Source organism: Pseudomonas granadensis (assembly GCF_900105485.1).
In the GTDB taxonomy this organism is placed as follows: Bacteria; Pseudomonadota; Gammaproteobacteria; order Pseudomonadales; family Pseudomonadaceae; genus Aquipseudomonas; species Aquipseudomonas granadensis.
The window spans coordinates 1,431,306-1,457,032 of record NZ_LT629778.1 but is presented as its reverse complement, the minus strand read 5'-3'; the positions used below and the strand labels follow the sequence as shown (position 1 = coordinate 1,457,032).

The 25,727-nt window shown below is 58.4% G+C and carries 22 protein-coding genes; 3 read left to right on the top strand and 19 right to left on the bottom strand.

What is annotated here, in order from left to right:
• Nucleotides 1–52: 52 nt before the first annotated feature.
• Nucleotides 53–919 carry a pirin family protein gene (locus BLU52_RS06495; RefSeq protein ID WP_090282425.1) on the top strand — a complete coding sequence of 289 codons (867 nt, stop codon included), beginning with the start codon at nt 53–55 and terminating at the stop codon, nt 917–919.
• A gap of 215 nt (nt 920–1,134) precedes the next feature.
• Here BLU52_RS06495 and BLU52_RS06490 read toward each other — a convergent pair whose 3' ends face one another.
• The 4 genes from BLU52_RS06490 to BLU52_RS06475 all read right to left on the bottom strand — a co-directional run bounded on the left by BLU52_RS06490 (nt 1,135) and on the right by BLU52_RS06475 (nt 4,844).
• Nucleotides 1,135–1,863, bottom strand: a complete 729-nt coding sequence (locus BLU52_RS06490; protein WP_090282424.1) for a dienelactone hydrolase family protein — start codon at nt 1,861–1,863, stop codon at nt 1,135–1,137.
• 69 nt (nt 1,864–1,932) lie between these two features.
• Complete coding sequence (gene htpG, locus BLU52_RS06485) at nt 1,933–3,837, bottom strand: molecular chaperone HtpG (protein ID WP_090288451.1); 1,905 nt, start codon at nt 3,835–3,837, stop codon at nt 1,933–1,935.
• Between the two features lie 81 nt (nt 3,838–3,918).
• Nucleotides 3,919–4,371 (bottom strand): PaaI family thioesterase, encoded by a 453-nt coding sequence (locus BLU52_RS06480; protein ID WP_090282423.1) that lies wholly within the window; start codon nt 4,369–4,371, stop codon nt 3,919–3,921.
• Entirely contained in the window at nt 4,368–4,844 is a 477-nt protein-coding gene (locus BLU52_RS06475; RefSeq protein WP_090282422.1) for a PaaI family thioesterase, read from the bottom strand. Before BLU52_RS06475 ends, BLU52_RS06480 begins: the two co-directional genes overlap by 4 nt.
• A gap of 158 nt (nt 4,845–5,002) precedes the next feature.
• Here BLU52_RS06475 and BLU52_RS06470 point away from each other — a divergent pair, with 158 nt between their 5' ends.
• On the top strand, nt 5,003–5,239 hold the full coding sequence (locus BLU52_RS06470; protein ID WP_008082962.1) for a hypothetical protein: 237 nt from the start codon (nt 5,003–5,005) through the stop codon (nt 5,237–5,239).
• A 75-nt stretch (nt 5,240–5,314) separates the two neighbouring features.
• Here the strand turns inward: BLU52_RS06470 and BLU52_RS06465 are convergent, their stop codons facing one another.
• The 12 genes from BLU52_RS06465 to sdhC form a co-directional block, all read right to left on the bottom strand.
• On the bottom strand, nt 5,315–5,716 hold the full coding sequence (locus BLU52_RS06465; RefSeq protein WP_090282421.1) for an MAPEG family protein: 402 nt from the start codon (nt 5,714–5,716) through the stop codon (nt 5,315–5,317).
• Nucleotides 5,716–6,453, bottom strand: a complete 738-nt coding sequence (locus BLU52_RS06460; RefSeq protein WP_090282420.1) for a DUF599 domain-containing protein — start codon at nt 6,451–6,453, stop codon at nt 5,716–5,718. The genes BLU52_RS06465 and BLU52_RS06460 overlap by 1 nt, the downstream gene beginning before the upstream one ends.
• Before the next feature lie 257 nt (nt 6,454–6,710).
• On the bottom strand, nt 6,711–8,024 hold the full coding sequence (gene brnQ, locus BLU52_RS06455; RefSeq protein WP_090282419.1) for a branched-chain amino acid transport system II carrier protein: 1,314 nt from the start codon (nt 8,022–8,024) through the stop codon (nt 6,711–6,713).
• Nucleotides 8,025–8,365: 341 nt separating this feature from the next.
• On the bottom strand, nt 8,366–9,250 hold the full coding sequence (gene sucD / locus BLU52_RS06450) for a succinate--CoA ligase subunit alpha (RefSeq protein ID WP_090282418.1): 885 nt from the start codon (nt 9,248–9,250) through the stop codon (nt 8,366–8,368).
• Nucleotides 9,250–10,416: an ADP-forming succinate--CoA ligase subunit beta gene (gene sucC / locus BLU52_RS06445; protein ID WP_090282417.1), complete on the bottom strand. Its 1,167-nt coding sequence runs from the start codon at nt 10,414–10,416 to the stop codon at nt 9,250–9,252. The genes sucD and sucC overlap by 1 nt, the downstream gene beginning before the upstream one ends.
• A gap of 183 nt (nt 10,417–10,599) precedes the next feature.
• Nucleotides 10,600–12,036 carry a dihydrolipoyl dehydrogenase gene (lpdA, locus tag BLU52_RS06440; protein ID WP_090282416.1) on the bottom strand — a complete coding sequence of 479 codons (1,437 nt, stop codon included), beginning with the start codon at nt 12,034–12,036 and terminating at the stop codon, nt 10,600–10,602.
• Nucleotides 12,037–12,144: 108 nt separating this feature from the next.
• On the bottom strand, nt 12,145–13,371 hold the full coding sequence (gene odhB, locus BLU52_RS06435; protein ID WP_090282415.1) for a 2-oxoglutarate dehydrogenase complex dihydrolipoyllysine-residue succinyltransferase: 1,227 nt from the start codon (nt 13,369–13,371) through the stop codon (nt 12,145–12,147).
• Nucleotides 13,372–13,415: 44 nt separating this feature from the next.
• Nucleotides 13,416–16,247 (bottom strand): 2-oxoglutarate dehydrogenase E1 component, encoded by a 2,832-nt coding sequence (locus BLU52_RS06430; RefSeq protein ID WP_090282414.1) that lies wholly within the window; start codon nt 16,245–16,247, stop codon nt 13,416–13,418.
• Between the two features lie 250 nt (nt 16,248–16,497).
• Entirely contained in the window at nt 16,498–17,202 is a 705-nt protein-coding gene (locus BLU52_RS06425) for a succinate dehydrogenase iron-sulfur subunit (protein ID WP_016773675.1), read from the bottom strand.
• Between the two features lie 12 nt (nt 17,203–17,214).
• Entirely contained in the window at nt 17,215–18,987 is a 1,773-nt protein-coding gene (gene sdhA / locus BLU52_RS06420) for a succinate dehydrogenase flavoprotein subunit (RefSeq protein WP_042607585.1), read from the bottom strand.
• 3 nt (nt 18,988–18,990) lie between these two features.
• Nucleotides 18,991–19,359: a succinate dehydrogenase, hydrophobic membrane anchor protein gene (gene sdhD, locus BLU52_RS06415; protein WP_008049683.1), complete on the bottom strand. Its 369-nt coding sequence runs from the start codon at nt 19,357–19,359 to the stop codon at nt 18,991–18,993.
• Nucleotides 19,353–19,727, bottom strand: coding sequence for a succinate dehydrogenase, cytochrome b556 subunit (sdhC, locus tag BLU52_RS06410; protein ID WP_016773673.1), 375 nt, complete (start codon nt 19,725–19,727; stop codon nt 19,353–19,355). The genes sdhD and sdhC overlap by 7 nt, the downstream gene beginning before the upstream one ends.
• A 363-nt stretch (nt 19,728–20,090) precedes the next feature.
• On the opposite strand from sdhC, the gene gltA reads away from it, so the two are divergent.
• On the top strand, nt 20,091–21,380 hold the full coding sequence (gene gltA, locus BLU52_RS06405) for a citrate synthase (RefSeq protein ID WP_090282413.1): 1,290 nt from the start codon (nt 20,091–20,093) through the stop codon (nt 21,378–21,380).
• A gap of 1,026 nt (nt 21,381–22,406) precedes the next feature.
• On the opposite strand, the gene BLU52_RS06400 is transcribed toward gltA, so the two are convergent.
• From BLU52_RS06400 to BLU52_RS06390, 3 genes are all read right to left on the bottom strand, one after another.
• Nucleotides 22,407–24,065 carry a cation acetate symporter gene (locus BLU52_RS06400; RefSeq protein WP_039763646.1) on the bottom strand — a complete coding sequence of 553 codons (1,659 nt, stop codon included), beginning with the start codon at nt 24,063–24,065 and terminating at the stop codon, nt 22,407–22,409.
• On the bottom strand, nt 24,062–24,373 hold the full coding sequence (locus tag BLU52_RS06395; RefSeq protein ID WP_090282412.1) for a DUF485 domain-containing protein: 312 nt from the start codon (nt 24,371–24,373) through the stop codon (nt 24,062–24,064). Before BLU52_RS06395 ends, BLU52_RS06400 begins: the two co-directional genes overlap by 4 nt.
• A 240-nt stretch (nt 24,374–24,613) precedes the next feature.
• Nucleotides 24,614–25,465, bottom strand: a complete 852-nt coding sequence (locus BLU52_RS06390) for a glycine betaine ABC transporter substrate-binding protein (RefSeq protein WP_090282411.1) — start codon at nt 25,463–25,465, stop codon at nt 24,614–24,616.
• Nucleotides 25,466–25,727 lie beyond the last annotated feature (262 nt).

Genomic DNA, 25,727 nt, shown 5'->3' with positions numbered 1-25,727 from the left:
GCCAGCGGCGGGTTATGCTTCTGGCATCGCCCGCTCAGCCTGGAATATCCCCATGGATACGCAACCCCTGATCATCCGCCCGCGCGCCGAAGACGTCGAAGGCCAGCCGATCCTGCGCCCGCTGCCGTCAGCCAAATGCCGCAGCGTCGGGCCTTTCGTGTTTTTCGACCACATGCTCGAGACGGTTTATCCGACCGGCAAAGGCATGGACATTCGACAGCATCCGCACATCGGTCTGTCGACCCTGACCTATCTGTTCGAAGGCCAACTGCAACACAAGGACAGCCTTGGCTCGGATCAAGTAGTCAGCGCTGGTGATGTCAGCTGGATGACTGCCGGCAGTGCGATCGCCCATGTCGAGCGCACACCGGCGCCGTTATTGACGCAAAGCTTTACTTTGCATGGGTTGCAGGTCTGGCTGGCCTCGCCCAGGGAACACGAACAGGGGCCGGGACACTACAGCCATCATCCGGCGGCGAGCTTGCCGGTCAGCGATAACCTCGGCGTGCAGATCCGCATGATTGCCGGGTCAGGCTTTTGCCTCGAATCGCCGGTGCCGGTGCTTTCTCCTACGCTGTATGCCGAAGTACGGATGCAGAGCGCAACCACGCTACTGATTCCGACCGAGCATGCAGAACGTGCGGTGTATGTGTTGAGCGGCGATGCGCAACTGAACGGCAAAGCCATCGAGGCCCACGCGTTGGCGGTGCTGCCGGCCGGGGAAGAGATGAGTCTGTTTGCCGAAAGTGATGTGCACGCGGTGATATTCGGCGGTGCGGCGCTGGACGGGCCGCGACGGATCAACTGGAATTTCGTCGCCAGTGATCCGGCGGCGATCGATGAAGCACGGCGCAAATGGGCGGCCGGGGATTGGCCGACGGTGCCGGGGGAAGTCGAGCGGATCGAGTTACCGCGTTGACCCCTTGCCCTCACCCCAGCCCTCTCCCGGAGGGAGAGGGAGCCGACCGGGGTGTCTTGCGTTATACACCGACCTGAAAAATCCTGGCGATTTGGATTCACCAAAACTCTTTCACGTCGGCGTAAATCCCGAGCATCCCCCAATCAGCCCCCTCTCCCTTTGGGAGAGGGCTAGGCGGGCGGCGTTCCGATGAGGGGCTTTTAGCTCTTCAGGCTTCAACCCTTGAACACTTCATCCAGCAAATCATGCATCGCTTTGAACGCGCGCTTCGCGGTCTTCTCGTCGTACATCATCTTGCCCGGCACGTTCGCATGCGGGTCGGTAAACGAGTGCACCGCACCGCCGTAGCTGAGCAACTGCCAGTCCACGCCGGCGGCGTTCATTTCGTCTTCAAACGCTGGCAATTGCTCTTTCGGCACCAGCGGATCGGACGCACCGTGCAGCACCAGCACCGAGCCCTTGATGTTCTGCGCATCCGCCGGGTTCGGCGAGTCAAGCGTGCCGTGGAATGACACCGCCGCTTTCACCGGCGCGCCAGTGCGGGCCAGATCCAGTGCACAGCAGCCGCCAAAACAGAAACCGAACACCGCCAGTTTCGACGTATCGACCGCCGCTTCACCTTGGCTCTGCAACTGCTCGAAAGCCACTTGCAGACGTTTGCGCAGCAGAGCGCGGTCGTCCTTGAGTGGCATCATCGCCGCCAGCGCCTGATCGGCATTCTGTGGACGTACGCTTTGACCGTAGACGTCAGCGATCAATACCACATAACCCTTGGCAGCTACCGCTTTGGCGATGTCTTCGGCACCGGCGCTGACGCCCATCCAGTTGGGCGCCATCAACAAACCCGGCAGCGCCCCCTTGTGCTCGGCATCGAAGGCCAAACGACCTTCATAAGGCTGGCCGTCAATCTGGTAGATCACGGAACGTACAGTGACTTGGCTCATTTCTGACTCCTGATTCGTTAAACACCAGAATGAAAAAACCCGCCGAAGCGGGTTTTTCCTACAACGTGATCAAACCGACAGTTCAACCAGCAGCTTGTTCAGACGGCGCACATAAGCGGCCGGGTCTTTCAAGCTGTCGCCAGCAGCCAGCGCGGCCTGATCGAAGAGAATGTGCGACAGGTCGCCGAAACGCTCTTCGTTCTGCTCGCCATCGAGTTTCTCGATCAGCGGGTGGTTCGGGTTGAATTCGAAGATCGGCTTCGAATCCGGCACCTTTTGCCCGCTCGCCTCGAGGATCTGGCGCATTTGCAGCCCCAGGTCCTGCTCGCCAATGGCCAGAATGGCTGGCGAATCCGTCAGGCGATGCGACACACGAACTTCCGCAACGGACTCGCCCAGCGCGGTCTTCAGGCGCTCGACCAGACCTTCCTTGGACTTGGCGACTTCTTCTGCAGCCTTCTTGTCCTCTTCCGAGTCCAGATTGCCCAGATCGAGGTCACCGCGTGCCACGTCGACGAAGGTCTTGCCGTCGAACTCGCTGAGGTAGCTCATCAGCCACTCGTCAATGCGGTCGGTCAGCAGCAGCACTTCGATGCCTTTCTTGCGGAAGACTTCCAGGTGCGGGCTGTTCTTGACCTGCGCGTAGGTCTCGCCGGTGAGGTAGTAGATCTTGTCCTGACCTTCCTTGGCGCGGGCCAGGTAGTCGGCCAGACCGACGATCTGCTCGCCGTCGTCACCCTGAGTCGATGCGAAGCGCAGCAGACCGGCAATTTTCTCTTTGTTGGCGAAATCTTCTGCCGGGCCTTCTTTCATGACCTGACCGAAGTTTTTCCAGAAGCCCTTGTATTGCTCTGGCTCGTTCTTCGCCAGTTTTTCCAGCATGTCCAGTACGCGCTTGGTCAGCGCAGTCTTCATCGAATCGATGATCGGGTCTTTCTGCAGGATTTCACGCGACACGTTCAGCGACAGATCGTTGGAATCGACCACACCTTTGATGAAGCGCAGGTACAGCGGCAGGAACGACTCGGCCTGATCCATGACAAACACACGCTGCACGTACAGCTTCAGCCCTTTTGGCGCTTCACGCTGGTACAGATCGAACGGGGCGCGGGCCGGCACGTAGAGCAGCGAGCTGTACTCGAGCTTGCCTTCGACCTTGTTGTGACTCCACGACAGTGGATTCTCGAAGTCATGCGCGATGTGCTTGTAGAACTCCTGGTATTCCTCGTCCTTCACTTCAGTGCGCGGACGGGTCCACAGGGCACTGGCGCGGTTGACAGTTTCCCACTCGACGGCAGGAGCCTCTTCGCCTTCAGCCGCGGTGACTTCTTTCGGCAGCTCGATCGGCAGCGCGATGTGGTCGGAATACTTTTTGATGATGTTGCGCAGACGCCAGCCATCGGCGAACTCATCTTCACCGGATTTCAGATGCAGGACGATGCGGGTACCGCGCTCTGGCTTGTCGATGTTGGCGACTTCGAACTCGCCCTCGCCTTTCGACGACCAGTGCACGCCTTCGCTGGCAGCAGTGCCGGCGCGACGGCTGTAGACGTCAACCTTGTCGGCAACGATGAACGCGGAGTAGAAACCCACACCGAACTGACCGATCAGGTGCGAATCCTTCTTCTGATCGCCGGACAGGTTTTTCATGAAATCGGCAGTGCCGGACTTGGCGATGGTCCCCAGGTGGGTGATCACATCGTCACGGTTCATGCCGATACCGTTGTCTTCGAGAGTGACGGTCTTGGCGTCCTTGTCGAAGCTCACACGGATTTTCAGGTCAGCGCCGCCCTCGAGCAACTCTGGCTTGGCCAGCGCTTCGAAGCGCAGCTTGTCGACAGCGTCAGAGGCGTTCGAGATCAATTCGCGCAGGAAGATTTCCTTGTTCGAATACAGCGAATGGATCATGAGGTGCAGCAGCTGCTTTACCTCGGTCTGGAAGCCCAGGGTTTCCTTTTGAGTTTCCACACTCATGGTCATCAAACTCCAATCAGATGGCAGTGGCCGTGACCCGAATGGTCGGCGGCGGGTTGTCATCTGAGTTTGGGGCGCCGTTCAGGATTTCAAGGGTTCATCGATTTTGAAGTGCGCGCGAGCGGTGGCAATCGGTTCAGCCTCGGTGGTTTGCCAGGCAGTGATCGCCACATTGGCGACCCGACGCCCCTGCCGACAGACCTGGCATTTGGCCCATGTGTCGCGAAACTGCCCGGCGCGCAGGTAGTCGAGGGAAAAGTCGATGATCTTCGGCACGCCCGGGGCGCCGGTGAAAATCAGCAGATGCAGGGCGGCCGCCAGCTCCATGAACCCGGCAATCACCCCGCCATGGATCGCCGGCAATAAAGGGTTACCAATGTTGTCCTTGTTCGCCGGCAGCTTGAACAGCAGCTCATCGCCTACCCGCGAGCACTCGATGCCGATCAGGCCGGCGTAGGGGATCAGCTTCAGCAACGGCGCATAGTCGCCTTGCGCATGGGCCAGCTGCAATTGCTGCTTGAGATCACCGCTCACGGCTTGACTCCCTTGATAGCGCCGCCAAAGCCTTGGGTGCCTTTGAGCGCCTTGCCCATCCGCATGAACGTGCCGACAACGTGGGCAATGGGTTGCTCGGGATCGTCCTGGTAGGCGAATCCGCGGGCAAAAATCACGTCAGTGGTGACCCGGTAGCACTGGGCAAAGCCATAGACATCTTTATGCGGCTCGGCGGCGTGCATGTAATCGATGCGCAGATCGAGGGTCGGGCAGACTTCGAATTCCGGCAGCACGCACAAGGTCGACATGCCGCAGGCCGTGTCCATCAGCGAGGTAATCGCGCCGCCATGAATCACCCCGGTTTGCGGGTTACCGACGATCTGCGCACTGTAGGGCAGGATCACCGTCAGGCCTTCGCTGGAGGCGCTCTGCACCTTTAACCCCAGCACTTGACAGTGGCGCAACGCCGAGAGGAACCGTGTCGCACGCTCAAAAACGCTGTTTTCAGCCATTTGCTCATTACTCGCATTAAAGCCTTTTGCCAGTAGTGAGAAAAGCGGCAAAAGTTCCGTGATAAAACAAACTTATATATCTGAAACAAATGAGGAACTTAACCCGCAGCCCCGAGTTCTTAAGGCCAGTAGTTATTTTCCATAAGGAGAAACACCCCATGCGTAAGACTTTAGCTATTGCCTTGATGTTGACCGCTTCCCTCGGTCTCGCTGCCTGCGATAAAAAATCCGAGGACAAAGCTCAAGATGCCAACCAGCACGCTGAGCAAGCTCAGCAGGACATGAACAAAGCTCAGGATAAAGTGAACGACGCTGCGAAAGAAAACGCCGAAGCTGCCAAAGCTCAGGCTGAATCGAACGCTGCCGCACAAGACGAAGCTGCCAAGAAGCAATAAAGCGCTTTTGACGCAGTAAAAGAAAACCCGCCAAGTGCGGGTTTTCTTTTGTCCGGGATTTGGTGCGATGGCCGTTTACAACAGAACCGTCCTGAAAGTCGGACTAATCATCAGCAACAACGAAGACACTAAGCCGACCAGCCAGACCAGACTGCGCAACTTCGGCAGATCCGCCAGGTAGAACCACAAGTACAGAACCCGCGCGATCACGAAGATGATCGCCAGCGCATCGATCAGCCATCCCGCCGTTTGCGTGGTGTGCGCCATCAGTACACCGACCGCGAACAAAATGAACGCTTCGATACTGTTCTGATGCGCCGCCAGTGCGCGTGCGCCGTAACCGGTCAGTTGCGCCTGTTGCTGGCGCGGCAGGTGATTGTCATACCCGCCCTGCTCTTTCATTGCCTTGCCCACGGGCATACGCGCTATATAAATCAGCAATGCGCTGATAAACACACACCAGAACGGAATACTCATCAAGCGGCCTCTTTATTGGTTTCGGGCACAGGTGCCTCGGTAGGGGTATAGACCATGACATCGAGCACGTCGGAATGAAATTCGCGGCGATACAACACCACGACCACACCCGCGCTCATCAACATGAACAGCCACGGGCTGACGAACCAGGCCAGCATGCTCATGCCGAAGTAGTAAGAGCGCAAACCGAAGTTGAACTGGTTGGCCGCCATCGAAATCACCCGTGCCGCACGTGAGGCGAAGGCTTTGCGCTCTTGCTCGGAAACATGCCGCTCACCGACCATCGGCGCCGAGCCGACCAGAATCGCCGCAAAGTTGTACTGGCGCATGCACCAACTGAACGTAAAGAAGGCATAGACGAACACCAGCGCCAGGCACAGCAACTTGATTTCCGACATGCCCTGCGACGCCTGCTGGACCATGGGAATGTCCGCCAACAGCGACACAGCCCGGTCGGACGCACCGAGCACGGTGAGAATGCCCGCGAGAATAATCAACGTGCTGGAGGCGAAGAACGAGGCGTTGCGTTCCAGGTTGCCAATCACACTGGCGTCGGCAATACGGTTGTCACGCAGCAGCATGCGGCGCATCCAGTCCTCGCGATACAGGTGCAACACGCTGGCCAGACATGCCGTGTCGCGGGCCTTCCAGGTGGCGTAACGGGTGTAACCGCCCCAGCAGATGACAAACCAGAGCGCGGCGAGCAGATGGATCAGATTGGCTTGGATGAACGACATGCAAATCCCTGTGAATATAGATGCTGTACCTGTAGGAGTGAGCCTGCTCGCGATAGCGGTGTGTCAGACAACTTTAACGGTGACTGACACACCGCTATCGCGAGCAGGCTCACTCCTGCATAAAAGCGACGCAACCCTTCGACGTTAGCTCAGCCAAAAAGACACTGCCTCCTGCGCATAAAAAATGCCCCGTATCGATTGATACGGGGCATTTCCGTTTAATCCTGCGGGATCCGCTTGTGGCGGATCAGAACAGGTCAGGCAACCGCTTCGCTGCGCTTGCCCAGCAGGCGATCGCACACCACAGCAACCACCAGCGTCATCACGCACGGCACCAGCCAGGCCAGCCCCTGCTCGCTCAGCGGCAGGTGGCTGAGCTGGGTTGGCAGCCAGTCAGCCAGACCGGCGCCTTTCAGCGCGTCGATGCTGCCAAAGACAAACGACACCAGCATCACCGGGCCGAGAATGCGGCCATGTTCATGCCAGAAGTCTTTGCAGAAGCTCAGCGCCACCAGCACGATGCACGGCGGGTAGATCGCGGTCAGTACCGGGATCGAGAAGGCGATCAGTTTGGTCAGGCCCAAGTTGGACACCAGCAGCGAGAACGCCGCGAGGATGATCACCAGCGTCTTGTACGACAGCGGCAACACGCGGCTGAAGTATTCGGCACAGGCGCAAGTCAGGCCGACCGCAGTCACCAGACACGCCAGCGAAATCAGCACGGCGAGGAAACCGCTGCCCAGCGAGCCAAAAGTGTGTTGCACATAAGCGTGCAAGACCGCCGCGCCGTTGGTCGCACCGACCGCTACTTCATGGCTGCCGGAACCAAGACGGAAGAGGCTGACATACACCAGCGCCAGACCGACACCGGCAATCAGCCCGGCGATGATCGCGTAACGGGTGATCAGCTTGGGCGACTCGACACCACGGGAGCGGATCGCGTTGACGATGACGATGCCGAACACCAGTGCACCAAGGGTATCCATGGTCAGGTAACCATTGATGAAGCCCTGGGAGAACGGCGCGGCAACATACTCGGGCGTGCCGTGGCCGATATCACCGGCCGGCAAGGCGAACGCGGCGATACCGAGTACCGCGAGCGCAATGATCTTCAGCGGCGCGAGGAAACGGCCAACGGTGTCCAGCAAACGCCCCGGGTACAGGGAAATGAAGAACACCAGCAGGAAGTACACCGAGCTGTACAGGAACAGCGCCAACGGGCTTTCGCCGGTCAGTGGCGCCAGACCCACTTCGAACGACACCGTCGCGGTTCGCGGTGTGGCGAACAACGGACCGACTGCCAGATAGCAGGCCGCCGCAAGAATGCCACCGGCGATCTTGCCGATCGGGCTGCTCAACGCATCCATCGCACCACCGACCTTGGCCAGCGCAACAACAGTAATCACCGGCAGACCGACTGCGGTGATCAGAAAGCCCAGTGCAGCCATCCAGACGTGAGGTCCGGCCTGCAAGCCGACGATCGGCGGGAAAATGATGTTACCGGCCCCTACGAACAGGGCAAACGTCATAAAACCAAGTGCCAGGATGTCCTGACCTTTCAAAACTTTCATTAAGGTAATACCACACTACTGAAATCGGAATTTAGAGGGGGATTGCCCTGTGGGATTAGGGAAATGCTGTCGATCCGTATGGGACTGACCTGTGAAGCTGCGTGGCTGCCTTGTGGGCGACGCACTGCAAAATGGCCGCCAGCCTAACGAATCCGGCACGAAAACGCACTGTTAGAGGGCGAACTATCCGATACACGACGTTTCCGTGTCGCGTTTACATAAGAAAAGCAGCCGCAAGCTGCAAGTTTCGAGCTTGTAGCTTGCAGCTTGCCGCTGCGCTGAAACGACAAAGGCCACCCGAAGGTGGCCTTTGTTGCTGGAGCTAAAAAGTCAGCCGAAGCTTACTTCTTCACTTCCCAGCCAGTCAGCTCGGCCAGGGCCTTGCCGATGTCTGCCAGCGAACGCACGGTTTTCACGCCTGCATCTTGCAGAGCAGCGAATTTTTCGTCTGCAGTGCCTTTGCCGCCAGAGATGATTGCACCAGCATGGCCCATGCGCTTGCCCGGAGGAGCAGTCACACCTGCGATGTAGGAAACAACCGGCTTGGTCACGTTAGCCTTGATGTAGGCCGCCGCTTCTTCTTCAGCCGAACCGCCGATTTCACCGATCATCACGATCGCTTCGGTCTGCGGGTCTTCCTGGAACAGCTTCAGGATGTCGATGAAGTTCGAACCCGGGATCGGGTCACCACCGATGCCGACGCAAGTCGACTGACCGAAACCGGCGTCAGTGGTCTGCTTCACAGCTTCGTAGGTCAGGGTGCCGGAACGCGAAACGATACCGACCTTGCCTGGCAAGTGAATGTGACCTGGCATGATGCCGATCTTGCATTCGCCTGGGGTGATCACGCCTGGGCAGTTAGGGCCGATCAGGACTACGCCCAGCTCGTCGCACTTGACCTTGGCGTCCAGCATGTCCAGGGTAGGAATGCCTTCGGTGATGCACACGATCAGCTTGATGCCGCCGAATGCCGCTTCCAGGATCGAGTCCTTGCAGAAAGGAGCCGGTACGTAGATCACGCTGGCGGTGGCGCCAGTGGCTTCTACGGCTTCTTTCACAGTGTTGAACACTGGCAGGTTCAGGTGAGTGGTACCACCCTTGCCCGGCGTCACGCCGCCAACCATTTTAGTGCCGTAGGCAATGGCTTGTTCGGAGTGGAAAGTACCCTGCGCGCCGGTGAAACCCTGGCAGATGACTTTGGTGTCTTTATTGATCAGGACGCTCATTACTTGCCCTCCGCAGCTTTAACGACTTGTTGAGCAGCGTCGGTCAGGCTGGTAGCAGCGATGATGTTCAAACCGCTTTCTGCCAGTACTTTAGCGCCCAGTTCAGCGTTGTTGCCTTCAAGACGAACAACAACCGGGATTTTCACGCCGACTTCTTTCACAGCGCCGATGATGCCTTCGGCAATCATGTCGCAGCGAACGATGCCGCCGAAGATGTTGACCAGTACTGCAGCGACATTGCTGTCGGACAGGATGATCTTGAATGCTTCGGTCACGCGCTCTTTGGTAGCACCACCGCCTACGTCGAGGAAGTTGGCTGGCTTGCCGCCGTGCAGGTTGACGATGTCCATGGTACCCATGGCCAGACCGGCACCGTTGACCATGCAGCCGATGTTGCCTTCCAGTGCTACGTAGTTCAGTTCGAACTTGGCAGCGTGCGCTTCGCGCGGATCGTCCTGCGACGGATCGTGGAATGCCTTCAGCTTGGGCTGACGGTACATGGCGTTGGCGTCGATGTTGATCTTCGCGTCCAGGCAGTGCAGATCGCCGTCAGCCTTGATCACCAGCGGGTTCACTTCCAGCAGAGCCAGGTCGTGGTCTTTGAACAGTTTGGCCAGACCTACGAAGATCTTGGCGAACTGAGTGACCTGCTTGCCTTCCAGACCCAGCTGGAATGCCAGCTCGCGACCCTGGGATGGCTGAGCGCCAACCAGTGGATCGATAGTGGCCTTGAGAATTTTTTCTGGTGTGTCGTGAGCGATTTTCTCGATGTCCACGCCACCTTCGGTGGAAGCCATGAACACGATGCGACGGCTCGAACGGTCAACGACAGCGCCCAGGTACAGCTCTTTAGCGATATCAGTGCACGATTCAACCAGGATCTTGGTGACTGGCTGGCCGTTGGCGTCAGTCTGGTAAGTCACCAGACGCTTGCCCAGCCACTGCTGTGCGAAGGCTTTGGCGTCTTCTTTGCTGCGAACCAGCTTGACGCCGCCCGCTTTACCGCGACCACCGGCGTGGACCTGGGCTTTGACAACCCACTCGCTGCCGCCGATTTTGTCGCAAGCTTCTGCTGCTGCTTCCGGGGTGTCTACTGCGTAACCAGTGGAAACTGGCAGGCCGTATTCAGCGAACAGCTGCTTACCCTGATACTCGTGAAGATTCATGCTTTTTACCGTCTTCGTTAGGTACTGCGCATTCGGCGCTGCGCTCGTTTGAGTGCCGCGCCACCTGTGACTGCTGCTTGCGTAGCTGCGCTACGCAAGACTGCGTCCGGCGGACATTCCGCGGTGAGTCTTGCTCGCAAGGCTCACGACGGGCCGCTACCGCCGTGGTTTCTTATTATTCAGTTAACGCTTCTTGCGGTTGGCAACGTGGATGGCGCCGCCATTCACTGCCAGAGCAGCTTCGTGCAAGGCTTCGGACAGGGTTGGATGGGAGAAAACCATCATGCCCAGGTCTTCAGCGCTGGTGCCGAATTCCATACCGATTGCGCCCTGTTGAACCAGTTCTGCAGCGCTCGGGCCAATCACGTGCACACCCAATACGCGGTCGGTCTTGGCGTCGGCGATGACCTTGACGAAACCACCGGTATCGTTGGCGGCCATGGCACGGCCGGAAGCTGCGAACGGGAAGGTGCCGACGTTGACTTCAACGCCTTCGGCCTTCAGCGCCTGCTCGGTTTTGCCAACCCACGCGATTTCCGGGTGAGTATAAATAACCGAAGGGATCAAATCATAGTTCATCTGAGCCTTGTGGCCCTTGATGCGCTCGACGACCATGATGCCTTCTTCGGACGCCTTGTGCGCCAGCATCATGCCGCGAACCACGTCACCGATGGCGAATACGCCCGGTACGGCGGTTACGCAGTGCTCGTCGACGGCGATGAAACCGCGCTCGTCGAGGGCTACGCCGCTGTCGGCTGCGAGCAGATCAGTGGTCACCGGGCGGCGACCAACGGCTACGATCAGCTTGTCGAACGTGATGGTCTGTTCGCCGTTGGCGTCGGTGTAGTTCACCACGACTTCTTCGCCGTTGACTTTCGAACCGGTCACGCGAGCGCCCAGCTTGATGTCCAGACCCTGTTTGGTCAGGGTTTTCAGCGCTTCCTTGGAAACCGCGGTGTCCGCTGCCATCAGGAAGGTGTCCAGCGCTTCGAGCACAGTCACTTCTGCACCCAGACGCGACCATACCGAACCCAGTTCCAGGCCGATCACGCCAGCGCCGATCACGCCCAGACGTTTAGGTACGGACTGGAATTCCAGAGCACCGGTCGAATCGACGATGACTTTCTGGTCAACCGGAGCCGGTGGAATGTCGATCGGACGCGAACCTGGCGCGAGGATGACGTTTTCCGCTTCGATGACTTCAACCGAGCCGTCCGGCTTGGTGACTTCGACTTTCTTGCCAGCCAGCAGTTTGCCGTGGCCCTGGATCGAAGTTACGCCGTTGGCCTTGAACAGGGTGGCAACGCCGCCGGTCAGGTTCTTGACGATGCCAGCCTTGCGGCCAACCATCGCAGCGACGTCCATTTTGACTTCGCCGGTCGAGATACCGTGAACATTGAAGCTTTCTTTCGCTTCCTTGTACTTCCAGGAGCTGTCGAGCAGTGCCTTGGACGGAATGCAACCCACGTTCAGGCAGGTACCGCCCAGGGCTTGCTTGCCTTCAGCGTCGGTGTACTTCTCGATGCAGGCAGTGCTCAGGCCCAGTTGCGCGGCCTTGATGGCGGCTACGTAGCCACCAGGGCCAGCACCGATCACTACTACGTCAAATTTCTGCGACATTCAAAAAATCCTCTTTAGCAATAAAGCTACAAGCCGCAAGCTTCAAGCTGCAAGCCCACCGGCTCGTCTTGAGCTTGAGGCTTGTAGCTGAAAGCTTGCAGCTGTTTCTTAGATATCCAGCAACAGACGAGCCGGATCTTCCAGCAGGTTCTTGATGGTCACCAGGAAGGTCACAGCTTCTTTGCCATCGATCAGACGGTGATCGTAGGACAGTGCCAGGTACATCATCGGACGGATCACGACCTGACCGTTGATGGCCATAGGACGCTGGATGATGTTGTGCATGCCCAGAATCGCTGCCTGCGGCGGGTTGACGATCGGCGTCGACATCATCGAACCGAAGGTACCACCGTTGGTGATGGTGAAGGTACCACCGGTCATCTCGTCCATCGACAGTTTGCCGTCACGGGCTTTCTTGCCGAACGTGGCGATGCCGCCTTCGATTTCCGCCAGGCTCATCAGCTCGGCGTTACGCAGAACCGGAACAACCAGGCCACGGTCGCTGGAAACGGCAACGCCGATGTCCGCGTAGCCGTGGTAAACGATGTCGCCGCCGTCGATCGATGCGTTGACAGCCGGGAAGCGCTTCAGTGCCTCGGTAGCTGCTTTGACGAAGAACGACATGAAGCCCAGTCGCACGCCGTTGTGGGACTTCTCGAACAGGTCCTTGTACTTCGAACGCAGGGCCATGACTTCGGTCATGTCGACTTCGTTGAACGTGGTCAGCATGGCCATGTTCGACTGTGCTTCAACCAGACGCTTGGCCACGGTGGCACGTACGCGGGTCATCGGTACGCGCTTCTCGACGCGGTCGCCAGCGGCGAACACTGGAGCAGCGGCCGAAGGAGCAGCAGCCTTGGCAGGCGCGGCAGCCGGAGCGGCTTTCTTCGCAGCAACAGCAGCAACCACGTCTTCCTTGGTCACACGACCGCCCTTGCCGGTGCCGGCAACGGAAGCGATGTTGATGCCGTTCTCTTCAGCCAGCTTGCGTGCAGCGGGAGCCGCGATCGGGTCGTCTTCGCCATCGGCAGCAGCCGGTGCGGCAGCGGCAGTAGCGGCCGGAGCAGCGGCGGCGGCTGGAGCAGCGGCAGCAGCGCTGCCTTCTTCGATCGAGCCCAGGACCTGGTTCGACAGTACGGTAGCGCCCTCTTCGGCAACGATTGCGCCCAGCACGCCGTCGGCTTCGGCCAACACTTCCAGCACGACCTTGTCGGTCTCGATGTCGACGATCAGGTCGTCACGCTTGACGGCCTCGCCTGGTTTCTTGTGCCAGGTGGCAACGGTGCCATCGGCAACCGATTCCGGGAATGACGGGGCTTTGATTTCGATAGCCATTATCTGTGGGTCCTTAAAATTCGGTTTCAGTCAGCGCGAAGGCGTTAAACGGTAAACGCGTCTTGCAGCAGTTTTTCCTGCTGCTCGGCGTGCATCGATGCGTAACCACAAGCAGGTGCAGCCGAAGCGTCACGGCCCGCGTACTCAAGTACGAGAGTCTTGTCGAGGTTTGCGACGCTGCGACGCAAGTGATGCTGGCTGCAGTACCAGGCACCCTGGTTCATCGGCTCTTCCTGACACCACACGGCATGCTTGACGTTGGTGTATGGAGCCAGGACTTCCTTCAAGTCGTCCTCAGGGAACGGATACAGCTGCTCGATACGCACGATGGCGATATCTTCGCGGCCTTCGGCACGGCGTTTTTCCAGCAGGTCGTAGTAGACCTTGCCGCTGCACAGAACCACGCGCTCGACCTTTTTCGGGTCCAGTGCGTCGATTTCCGGGATCACGGTCTGGAACGAACCTTCGGCCAGATCTTCCAGCGTCGAGATGGCCAGCTTGTGGCGCAGCAGCGACTTCGGCGTCAGCACGACCAGCGGCTTGCGCAGCGGGCGGATCACCTGGCGGCGCAGCAAGTGGTAGATCTGTGCCGGCGTGGTCGGCATGCACACCTGAATGTTGTGCTCGGCGCACAGCTGCAGGTAACGCTCAAGACGTGCCGAGCTGTGCTCAGGGCCCTGACCTTCATAACCGTGTGGCAGCAACATGGTCAGACCGCAGAGACGGCCCCACTTGTGCTCACCGCTGGTGATGAACTGGTCGATCACGACCTGCGCACCGTTGGCGAAGTCGCCGAACTGGGCTTCCCAGATCACCAGCGCGTTTGGCGTGGTGGTCGAGTAGCCATATTCGAAGGCCAGTACCGCTTCTTCCGAGAGGAACGAGTCGTACAGGTCGAAGCGTGGCTGACCGTCGTACAGGTTCTGCAGCGGAATGTAGGTGCCCGCGTCTTTCTGGTTGTGCAGCACAGCGTGACGGTGCGAGAACGTACCGCGGCCGATGTCCTGACCGGTCATGCGAATCGGGTGACCTTCGAACGCCAGGGTCGCGTACGCCATGGTTTCGGCGTAACCCCAGTTGATCGGCAGGCCGCCGGCTTGCATCTTCTGACGGTCTTCGTAGATCTTCGCGACCTGACGCTGAACCACGAAGCCTTCCGGGATTTCCAGCAGCTTGGCGGACAGCTCTTGCAGGGTTTTCAGATCGAAACGCGTGTCATGACGCGCAGTCCAGGCGTGGCCCAGATACGGACGCCAGTCGACGAACAGCTCTTTGTTCGGCTCTTTGACCAGCGATTTCACCACGTGCAGACCGTTGTCAAGCGCGTTGCGGTATTCGTCGACCTTGGCCTGAACACGTTCAGCGTCGAGGACACCGGCCTGGGTCAGACGATCGGCGTACAGCTCACGGGTAGTGCGCTGCTTGGTGATCTGCTGATACATCAGTGGCTGGGTGCCGCTTGGCTCGTCGGCCTCGTTGTGGCCGCGACGACGGTAGCAGACCAGATCAATCACCACGTCACGCTTGAACTGCATGCGGTAGTCGATGGCGAGCTGAGTCACGAACAGCACGGCTTCCGGATCATCGCCATTTACATGGAGGATCGGCGCCTGGATCATCTTGGCAACGTCGGTGGCGTACTCGGTGGAGCGCGAGTCCAGCGGGTTGCTGATGGTGAAACCCACCTGGTTGTTGATCACGATGTGCACGGTACCGCCGGTCTTGAAACCGCGGGTCTGCGACATCTGGAAGGTTTCCATGACCACGCCCTGACCGGCGAATGCCGCGTCACCGTGGATGGAGATCGGCAGCACTTTCTCGCCGGTCGCGTCGTTACGACGGTCCTGACGGGCACGCACCGAACCTTCGACCACCGGAGAAACGATTTCCAGGTGGGACGGGTTGAACGCCATGGCCAGGTGAACTTCACCGCCGGCGGTCATCACGTTGGACGAGAAGCCCTGGTGATATTTCACGTCACCGGAACCCAGCTCGACCTTCTTCTTGCCTTCGAACTCGTCGAACAGCTCGCGCGGGTTTTTGCCGAAGGTGTTGACCAGCACGTTCAGACGGCCACGGTGGGCCATGCCGATGACGACTTCCTTGGTGCCGTACGAGCCGGAACGCTGGATCAGTTCGTCGAGCATCGGAATCAGGCTTTCGCCGCCTTCCAGACCGAAACGCTTGGTGCCCGGGTATTTGGTACCGAGGTATTTTTCCAGGCCTTCACCGGCGGTCACGCGCTCAAGCAGGTGGCTCTTGATGTCGGCGGAGTACGTCGGACGACCACGCACGCTTTCCAGACGCTGCTGGAACCACTGGCGCTGCTCGGAATCGGTGATGTGCGTGAATTCAGCGCCGATGGTGCGGCAATATGTCTGCTGCAACGCTTCGTGAATTTCGCGTAGGCTCGCTTCCTCTTTGCCGATGAACAGGTCGCCGGCACGGAAGGTCGTATCAAGATCGGCATTGGTCAAGCCGTAATGATTGATCGACAGGTCTGCAGGTGCAGGACGCTGCCACAGTCCCAGCGGGTCAAGCTGGGCTGCCTGGTGGCCACGCATACGGTAGGCCTGGATCAATCGCAACACTTCAACTTGCTTCTTCTCGTGCTCACTGCTCACGCTGCCGGCGGAAACCGGTTGGGCGCGGCGCTGGTTCTTTGCCAGCAGTACGAAATGATCGCGAATCGTGGAGTGCGAAACATCAGTGGCAGAGTTGCCGTCGGCTGGCAACTTCTGAAAGTAGGTGCGCCACTCTTCTGGCACAGCGTTAGGGTCGTGCAGGTAGAGCTCATAAAGCTCTTCCACATAGGCAGCGTTTCCACCTGAAAGGTAGGCGCTGTTCCACATGCGCTGCATCACGCTTTCTTGCATGCTTGGTCACCCTCGGTTAGGGGAACACCATCGGCGTCGACACCGAGCAAACTTGCAGAAGTCCGAATGCAGCGACTAAAACAAGCCACTTAGGATCACACTGATAGTCCGGGTACCAGCCCGGATGCCCCTGCTTGTCTCATTTCTTCAAAATAAGAGCGGCAGCTTGTGGCTACTGCTCTGGTTATAGCCATGACGCGGGTTGAAGCCCGCGCCACAGCCTCTACGGTGCAACGTTACAGCAGCTGAATCACACGCCGCTCGAAAGCAACATGTTACGGATGTGACCGATGGCCTTAGTCGGGTTCAGGCCTTTCGGACATACGTTGACGCAGTTCATGATGCCCCGGCAGCGGAAAACGCTGAACGGGTCATCGAGCGAAGCCAGACGCTCGCTGGTCTTGGTGTCACGGCTGTCGGCCAGGAAGCGGTAGGCTTGCAGCAGTGCAGCAGGACCGAGGAACTTGTCAGGGTTCCACCAGAACGACGGGCACGAAGTCGAGCAGCAGGCGCACAGGATGCACTCGTACAGACCGTCGAGCTTTTCACGTTCTTCCGGCGACTGCAGACGTTCGATGGCCGGAGCCGGCGTGTCGTTCTGCAGGTAAGGCTTCACCTTCTCGTATTGCTTGTAGAAGATGCTCATATCGACGACCAGGTCACGGATAACCGGCAGACCTGGCAGTGGGCGAACGATCAACTTGTTACCTTTTACAACGGCGGACAGCGGCGTGATGCACGCCAGGCCGTTCTTGCCGTTGATGTTCATGCCGTCGGAGCCGCAGACGCCTTCACGGCAAGAGCGACGATAGGAGAAACCTTCGTCCTGCTCTTTGATCAGGGCCAGCACGTCGAGCACCATCAGGTCTTTACCACCGGTATCGACCTGGAAATCCTGCATGAACGGCGCAGCGTCCTGATCAGGGTTGTAGCGATAAACACTGACTTGCAACATGGCGGTCACCCCTTAATAAGTCCGGACTTTAGGTTCGAAAGTCGGAACAGTCTTCGGCGAGAAGTTGACGGCACGCTTGGTGACGCGCTTGTCACCCGGGAAGTACAGGGTGTGGCACAGCCAGTTTTCGTCGTCACGGTCTTCAAAGTCTTCACGAGCGTGCGCGCCGCGGGACTCTTTACGTACTTCGGCCGCGATGGCGGTAGCTTCAGCCACCTCAAGCAGGTTTTGCAGCTCCAGCGCTTCGATTCGTGCAGTGTTGAACGCCTGCGACTTGTCGTTGATCTTCACGTTGGCGATGCGGGCACGCAGGTCAGCAAGCTGAGCGATGCCTTTCTGCATGTATTCGCCAGTACGGAATACGCCGAAGTAGTTCTGCATGCAGCTTTGCAGCTCGCGACGCAGGGTCGCAACGTCTTCACCGTCGGTACGGTTGTTCAGTGCGTTCAGGCGCGACAGGGCAGCTTCGATGTCAGACTCGGTAGCGTCGTCGTATTCGATGCCGTCGGTCAGGGCCTTTTCCAGGTGCAGGCCGGCAGCGCGACCGAATACCACCAGGTCGAGCAGCGAGTTGCCGCCCAGACGGTTGGCACCGTGAACCGATACGCAAGCCACTTCACCGACCGCGAACAGGCCAGGAATGATCTGGTCCTGACCTTCGGCGTTCTGGGTGATCGCCTGGCCATGAATGTTGGTGGCAACGCCGCCCATCATGTAGTGGCAGGTCGGAACAACCGGAACCGGCGCAACCACAGGGTCAACGTGTGCAAACGTCTTCGACAGTTCGCAGATGCCTGGCAGACGGCTGTGCAGCACTTCCTCGCCCAGGTGGTCGAGTTTGAGCATTACGTGGTCGCCATTCGGACCGCAGCCGTTGCCGGCGATGATTTCTTTAACCATCGAACGGGCAACCACGTCACGACCGGCAAGGTCTTTGGCGTTCGGAGCATAACGCTCCATGAAACGCTCGCCGTGCTTGTTGATCAGGTATCCACCTTCACCACGGCAACCTTCGGTCACCAGTACACCGGCGCCGGCGATGCCGGTCGGGTGGAACTGCCACATTTCGATGTCCTGCACCGGCACGCCGGCACGCAGGGCCATGCCAACGCCGTCACCGGTGTTGATCAGGGCATTGGTGGTGGAGGCGTAGATACGGCCTGCACCGCCAGTGGCCAGAACGGTGGCCTTGGCGCGGATGTACGAAGTTTCGCCGGTTTCGATGCAGATCGCGATCACACCCACGAACTCGCCTTCCTGGTTTTTCACCAGATCGACAGCGTAGTACTCGTTGAGGAACGTGGTGCCGGCTTTCAGGTTGCCCTGATAAAGGGTGTGCAGCAGCGCGTGACCGGTACGGTCGGAAGCGGCGCAAGTACGTGCAGCCTGACCGCCCTTGCCATAGTCCTTGGACTGACCGCCGAACGGACGCTGGTAGATACGGCCTTGCTCGGTACGCGAGAACGGCAGACCCATGTGGTCCAGCTCGAACACCGCAGCCGGGCCTTCCTGACACATGTATTCGATCGCGTCCTGGTCACCGATGTAGTCGGAACCCTTGACGGTATCGTACATGTGCCAGCGCCAGTCATCGTTCGGATCAGCGGACGCGATGGCGCAGGTGATGCCGCCCTGGGCGGAAACAGTGTGCGAACGGGTCGGGAAGACCTTGGTGATCACCGCAGTCTTGTGCCCGCCCTGTGCCAGCTGCAGCGCAGCGCGCATGCCGGCACCGCCACCACCAATAATGATGGCGTCGAAAGAAATCGTTGGAATGTTAGCCATGACTCAGATACCCCAGAGAATCTGCACACCCCAGACGAAGTAAGCGAACATCGCAACGCCGCAAACTGCCTGGAAAAGGAAACGTATTGCCGTTGCGGACTTGCCGAACGCCATTGGCGTCAGGTAGTCGGTCGCGATGGTCCACATGCCGACCCAGGCGTGAGCGCCCAGAGCAACAAGGGCCAGCAGGCTGAAAATACGCATTCCGTTGTGGGCGAACAGTTCATGCCACTGGGCATACTCGAGGCCAGGGTTGGCGACGATGTATCCGATCAGGAAAATGAAGTAAGCCGCGAGAACGACCGCAGACACACGTTGCGCCATCCAGTCATAGAGGCCCGAACGCGACAGGTTAGTGACGTTAGTTACCATATCCAGACTCCTGCCAGAACGATTACCACCACGGAAACGGCGATAACGATTTTCGAGCCCAGTTTGCCGCCTTCCAGCGTCTCACCGATGCCCATGTCCATGATCAAGTGGCGCACACCGGCTACCAGGTGATACAGCAGAGCGGACAGGATGCCCCAAATCACTAGCTTGGCTAGCGGACTGGTCAGACACGCTTTCACCTGACCGAAGCCTTCCTCGGAGCTCAGCGACTTGTCCAATGCATAAAGCATGATGGCAAGGCACACGAAGAGGATGACACCGGAGATACGGTGAAGAATGGACGTGTAAGCAGTGACTGGGAGTTTGATGGTCCTTAGGTCTAGGTTTACAGGTCGTTGGCTTTTCACGGCTTTTTTTTCACACTGAAGAGCCCCTAACAATCAGGGCAAAGTTGTTGGGGAGTGCACTGGTCAGGTAACCACCACCCAGGGATGCGACCCCCAATGAAAGCAAGCCCAAAAGCCCTTGGCGGTCGGTGGCCGAGTATAGACAGTTAGGCTACTAATGACAACGCGTTCACCTACCCCCAATAGCGGATTGCACAAGTCGCATAAAAGGCGTAAATGGCAGTCAATTTCGAGGAAAAAGTGCGCTTAAAGCCTTCTGGAGCAAGACTTTAGGCAAATTGACATTCGAATTTATCTCACTATAGTGGTGCGGGCCCTGCGTGGGGGGTCTGTCTGATGGTTCAAGCATAAATAGGAGGCCACATGGCTGACAAAAAAGCGCAGTTGATCATCGAGGGCGCAGCCCCCGTCGAGCTGCCCATTTTAACCGGCACCGTTGGTCCCGATGTAATCGATGTTCGGAGCCTGACGGCCACGGGCCGCTTCACGTTCGACCCGGGTTTCATGTCGACCGCCTCGTGCGAGTCGAAAATCACCTATATCGACGGCGACAACGGCATTCTGCTGCACCGCGGCTACCCGATCGAACAGCTGGCTGAAAAGTCGGACTACCTGGAAACCTGCTACCTGCTGCTCAACGGCGAATTGCCGACGGCAGAACAGAAGGCCCAGTTCGTCAGCACCGTGAAAAACCACACCATGGTTCACGAGCAGCTGAAAACCTTCTTCAACGGTTTCCGTCGCGACGCCCACCCGATGGCCGTCATGTGCGGTGTAGTCGGCGCCCTCTCGGCTTTCTACCACGACTCTCTGGACATCAATAACCCGCAGCATCGCGAAATCTCCGCGATCCGTCTGGTTGCGAAGATGCCAACCCTGGCAGCGATGGTTTACAAGTACTCCATGGGCCAACCCATGATGTACCCGCGCAACGACCTGACGTACGCGGAAAACTTCCTGCACATGATGTTCAACACTCCGTGCGAGATCAAACCGATCAGCCCGGTGCTTGCCAAGGCCATGGACCGGATCTTCATCCTCCACGCCGACCACGAGCAGAACGCGTCGACCTCCACCGTGCGTCTGGCCGGTTCTTCGGGTGCCAACCCGTTCGCCTGTATCGCCGCCGGTATCGCCGCACTGTGGGGCCCTGCCCACGGCGGTGCGAACGAAGCCGTACTGACCATGCTCGATGAAATCGGCGATGTCTCGAACATCGACAAATTCATCGCCAAGGCCAAGGACAAGAACGATCCGTTCAAGCTGATGGGCTTCGGTCACCGCGTCTACAAGAACCGCGACCCTCGCGCGACTGTAATGAAGCAGACCTGCGACGAAGTATTGAAGGAACTGGGCATCAACAACGATCCGCAACTCGAACTGGCCATGCGCCTGGAAGAGATCGCCCTGACCGACCCGTACTTCATCGAACGCTCGCTGTACCCGAACGTCGACTTCTACTCGGGGATCATCCTCAAGGCGATCGGCATTCCGACCAGCATGTTCACCGTGATCTTCGCCCTGGCACGTACTGTTGGCTGGATTTCGCACTGGAAGGAAATGCTCTCCAGCCCGTACAAGATTGGCCGTCCGCGCCAGCTGTACACGGGTTATGAGTCGCGTGACATCGTTAAGCTGGAAGACCGTAAGTAAGGTTTTGATGGTTTAGTGGTGTGTCAGGAACGGCCTCTTATATAGAGGCCGTTTTTGTTTGGGGGGGGTTGGCATATCCCTTGCTGCGGGTGTTGCCGCTGGCGGTTTCGCTCTTACAGCGACTCACTTTTCCAGACGCCGGAGTGCCGGCCCAGCGAAAAGTAAGCAAAAGGCTTTGCCCCGGCGTTCGGCCCCTCGCTGGGGCTCGGGGTTCCTTCGTTACGGAATCGATCCGGGCGCAGCGGCTACGGTTTGCTTCGCTGCACCTCCTTCCGCTGTGTACGACTTCGTCGTACGGTCGCTACGCTCCCACGCCCGGATCAATCCCTTCACTCAGCCTGCCGAAGGGGCAAAAGATCAAGAGCAAGAGCAAGAGCGAGAGCAAGAGCAAAATCAAAAGCCCCTCACCCTAGCCCTCTCCCGGAGGGAGAGGGGACTGACCGCGGTGGATGCGAGAGATACGCCAACCTGCGATACCGAGTCGAATGCAAAGTTTCGAAACCAACCGAAATCGGCTCCCTCTCCTCGGGGAGAGGGCTGGGGTGAGGGGCAGCCACACCACAAATCCAAAGCCAACCGCAACGCTTCTAACCACTCAATACAATGAGCGTTAGCTCGAGTGCTTTTGATCTTGCGTCACCGGCGACGTCGGAAGGCTGAGTGGAGGGATTGATCCGGGGGTGGGAGCGCAGCGACCGTCTGGCGCAGCCAGACACAGCGGAAGGAGGTGCAGCGCAGCAAACCGTAGCCGCTGCGCCCGGATCGATCCCGGAGCGAAGGGACCCGAGCCTGCGAGGGCCGTACGTAGGAGCAAGCGTTTTTTTGCTTACTTTTTTTAGGCGTTTGTAAAAAAAGTGAGTCGCCGTAAGGGCGAAACCCTAAGCAGCCGTTACCGCAGCAACGGATATACACCAAAACAACCAATAACCGCCCACAAAAAAATGCCCCAATCTCTCGATCAGGGCACTCTCTTACAGCTTACAGCTTACAGCTTACAGCTTGCAGCTTGCAGCTAAAAACCGCTCTTTAGTGCGAAACCGCCCCACTCGCCCCCAACCCAGTCTGCGAACGCACAAACTGCGGGAAGAACAGCGCCCGCTCGTTGTCCGCCGCCGCCGACTTGTCAGTGATCGAGAAGAACCAGATCCCGATAAAGGCAATGATCATCGAAAACAGCGCCGGGTACTCGTAAGGGAAGATCGCCTTCTCATGATGCAGAATCTGCACCCAAATGGTCGGGCCAAGAATCATCAAGCCGACCGCACTGATCAACCCCAACCAGCCGCCAATCATCGCACCGCGCGTGGTCAACTTCTTCCAGTACATCGAAAGCAGCAGCACCGGGAAGTTGCAGCTGGCTGCGATCGAGAACGCCAGGCCGACCATGAACGCAATGTTCTGGCTTTCGAACAGAATGCCCAGACCGATCGCCAACACCGCCAGAGCGATGGTGGTGATCTTCGACACGCGAATCTCATCCTTCTCGTTGGCCTTGCCCTTCTTGATCACACTGGCATACAGGTCATGAGACACCGCCGAAGCACCCGCCAGCGTCAGGCCAGCCACCACAGCGAGAATGGTCGCGAACGCTACCGCCGAGATGAAGCCGAGGAAAATGCTGCCCCCGACCGCGTTGGCCAGGTGCACCGCCGCCATGTTGTTGCCACCGAGCAAGGCGCCCGCTGCATCTTTAAAGGCAGGGTTGGTGCTGACCAGCAGGATCGCGCCAAAGCCGATGATGAAGGTCAGGATGTAGAAATAACCGATGAAACCGGTCGCGTAGAGCACGCTCTTGCGGGCTTCTTTCGCGTCACTCACGGTGAAGAAGCGCATCAGAATGTGCGGCAGGCCAGCGGTGCCGAACATCAGCGCCAGACCCAGCGAGAACGCCGAAATCGGATCCTTGACCAGACCGCCCGGGCTCATGATCGCTTCGCCCTTGGCGTGAACCTTGATCGCTTCGGAGAACAGCGTGTTGAAATCGAAGCCAACGTGCTTCATGACCATCAGCGCCATGAACGAGGCACCGGACAGCAGCAGCACAGCCTTGATGATCTGCACCCAAGTGGTCGCCAGCATGCCGCCGAACAGCACGTACATGCACATCAGCACACCGACCAGGATCACCGCAACGTGGTAATCAAGGCCGAACAGCAGCTGGATCAGCTTGCCGGCACCGACCATTTGCGCGATCAGGTAGAACGCCACCACCACCAGCGAACCGCAGGCCGACAGGGTGCGAATCTGGGTTTGCCCGAGGCGGTAGGACGCCACATCGGCAAAGGTGTATTTACCCAGGTTCCGCAGACGCTCGGCGATCAGGAACAGAATGATCGGCCAGCCCACCAGGAAGCCGATCGAGTAGATCAGGCCATCGTAGCCGGAGGTGAACACCAGCGCGGAAATCCCCAAAAAGGACGCCGCCGACATGTAGTCACCGGCAATCGCCAGACCGTTCTGGAAACCGGTGATCTTGCCGCCCGCCGCGTAATAATCGGCGGCCGAGTTGTTTTTCTTCGAAGCCCAGTAGGTGATGTACAGCGTCGCGCCGACGAAAGCCACGAACATCAGGATCGCCGGGATGTTCAGCGGTTGTTTGGCCACGGCACCGGTCAGGGCATCAGCGGCCCAGGCGCCGGGCGCGAACGCGGCAATGCTTAGTAGAGCAAGTAGACGCCGGATCATTGCTGAGCCTCCTTGAGAATCGCATTGTTCAGGTCGTCGAACTCGCCATTGGCGCGGCGCACGTAGATGCCGGTCAGGACGAAGGCCGAAAGGATCAGGCCGACACCGATCGGGATGCCCCAGGTAATCGAAGATTCCGGACTGAGTTTCGCCCCGAGCACATGCGGCCCGTACGCGATCAGCAGGATGAATGCGGAGTACAGCCCAAGCATGATTGCCGAGAGAATCCAGGCGAATCGTTCCCTTTTCTTGACCAGCTCCTTGAATCGGGGACTGTTTTGAATCGAGAGGTAAATGCTGTCGTTCATTGTTTTTATCCTCGCAGCACAGATTATTGTTGGAACGTAGCTAATGTATGCGGCTGCGAGAGAGGTTCCAGACGACCTTAGTAGTAGATGGCCATGACGTATTTGCCATTATCCGGTAAACCCAAAACAACTGTAGGAGTGAGCCTGCTCGCGATGGCGTCGTGTCAGTCGACATTTCTATCAACTGACGGGACGCCATCGCGAGCAGGCTCACTCCTACAGGGAATTGCGGTGAAGCGGTTATTTGGTCCAGTCGGCTACGCGATCCGGGTGTTTGGCCACCCAGTCCTTGGCCGCTGCATCAGGCTTGGCACCATCCTGGATCGCCAGCATGACTTCGCCGATTTCGTCTTTCGACGCCCACTGGAAGTTCTTCAGGAATTTCGCCACTTCCGGGGCCTTGGCTTCGAGGCCTTTGCTGCCGATGCTGTTGACGGTTTCAGCCTGGCCATACACACCTTTCGGGTCGTCGAGGAAGCGCAGTTTCCACTTGGCGAACATCCAGTGCGGCACCCAACCGGTGACGGCGATGGACTCGTTTTTCTTCTCGGCGCGGGTCAGCTCGGCAATCATGCCGGCGCCGGAACTGGCCTTGAGGCTGTACTTGTCGAGACCGTAATCCTTGATCGCCTGATCGGTCTTGAGCATCACGCCTGAACCGGCATCGATGCCGACGATGCGGTTTTTGAAGGTGTCATCGGTTTTCAGGTCTTCAATCGATTTGGCTTTGACGTACTCCGGCACGATCAGGCCGATTTTTGCATCCTTGAAGTTCGGGCCGTAATCGACGACCTGATCCTTGTTCTTGGTCCAGTAATCGCCGTGGGTCACCGGCAGCCAGGCCGACAGCATGGCGTCGAGCTTACCGGTCGCCACGCCTTGCCACATGATCCCGGTGGCGACGGCTTGCAGCTTCACGTCGTAACCGAGTTTCTGCTTGATCACTTCGGCCGCCACATGGGTGGTCGCAACGCTGTCGGACCAGCCGTCAACGTAACCGATGTTCAGGGTCTGTTTTTCAGCGTTGGCGAAACTGGAACTCATCGCAAGCGCCAGCACGGCACCTGCGCCTAAAAGTCGTCGCATCTTCATCGTTTACTTCCCCGAAATGCTGCGCCCGACGGATGTCGGGCATCGTCAACGTATTGTTATGGTGCACGGCGCCCCCATCACGCCGGACCTCACACACCGAACATCAGCCGATTTTTCAAAAAGGGTACTGATGGTTCGATCATCAACCTCAAGCGGCCCGCGACCTGCTCTGTCAGCGACCTCAAGGCAACGAGAAACGACATCAGAACGCCATTAATCGCGCCTGAATAATTGACGCCAGACAATCCGCCCGAACTTTGCA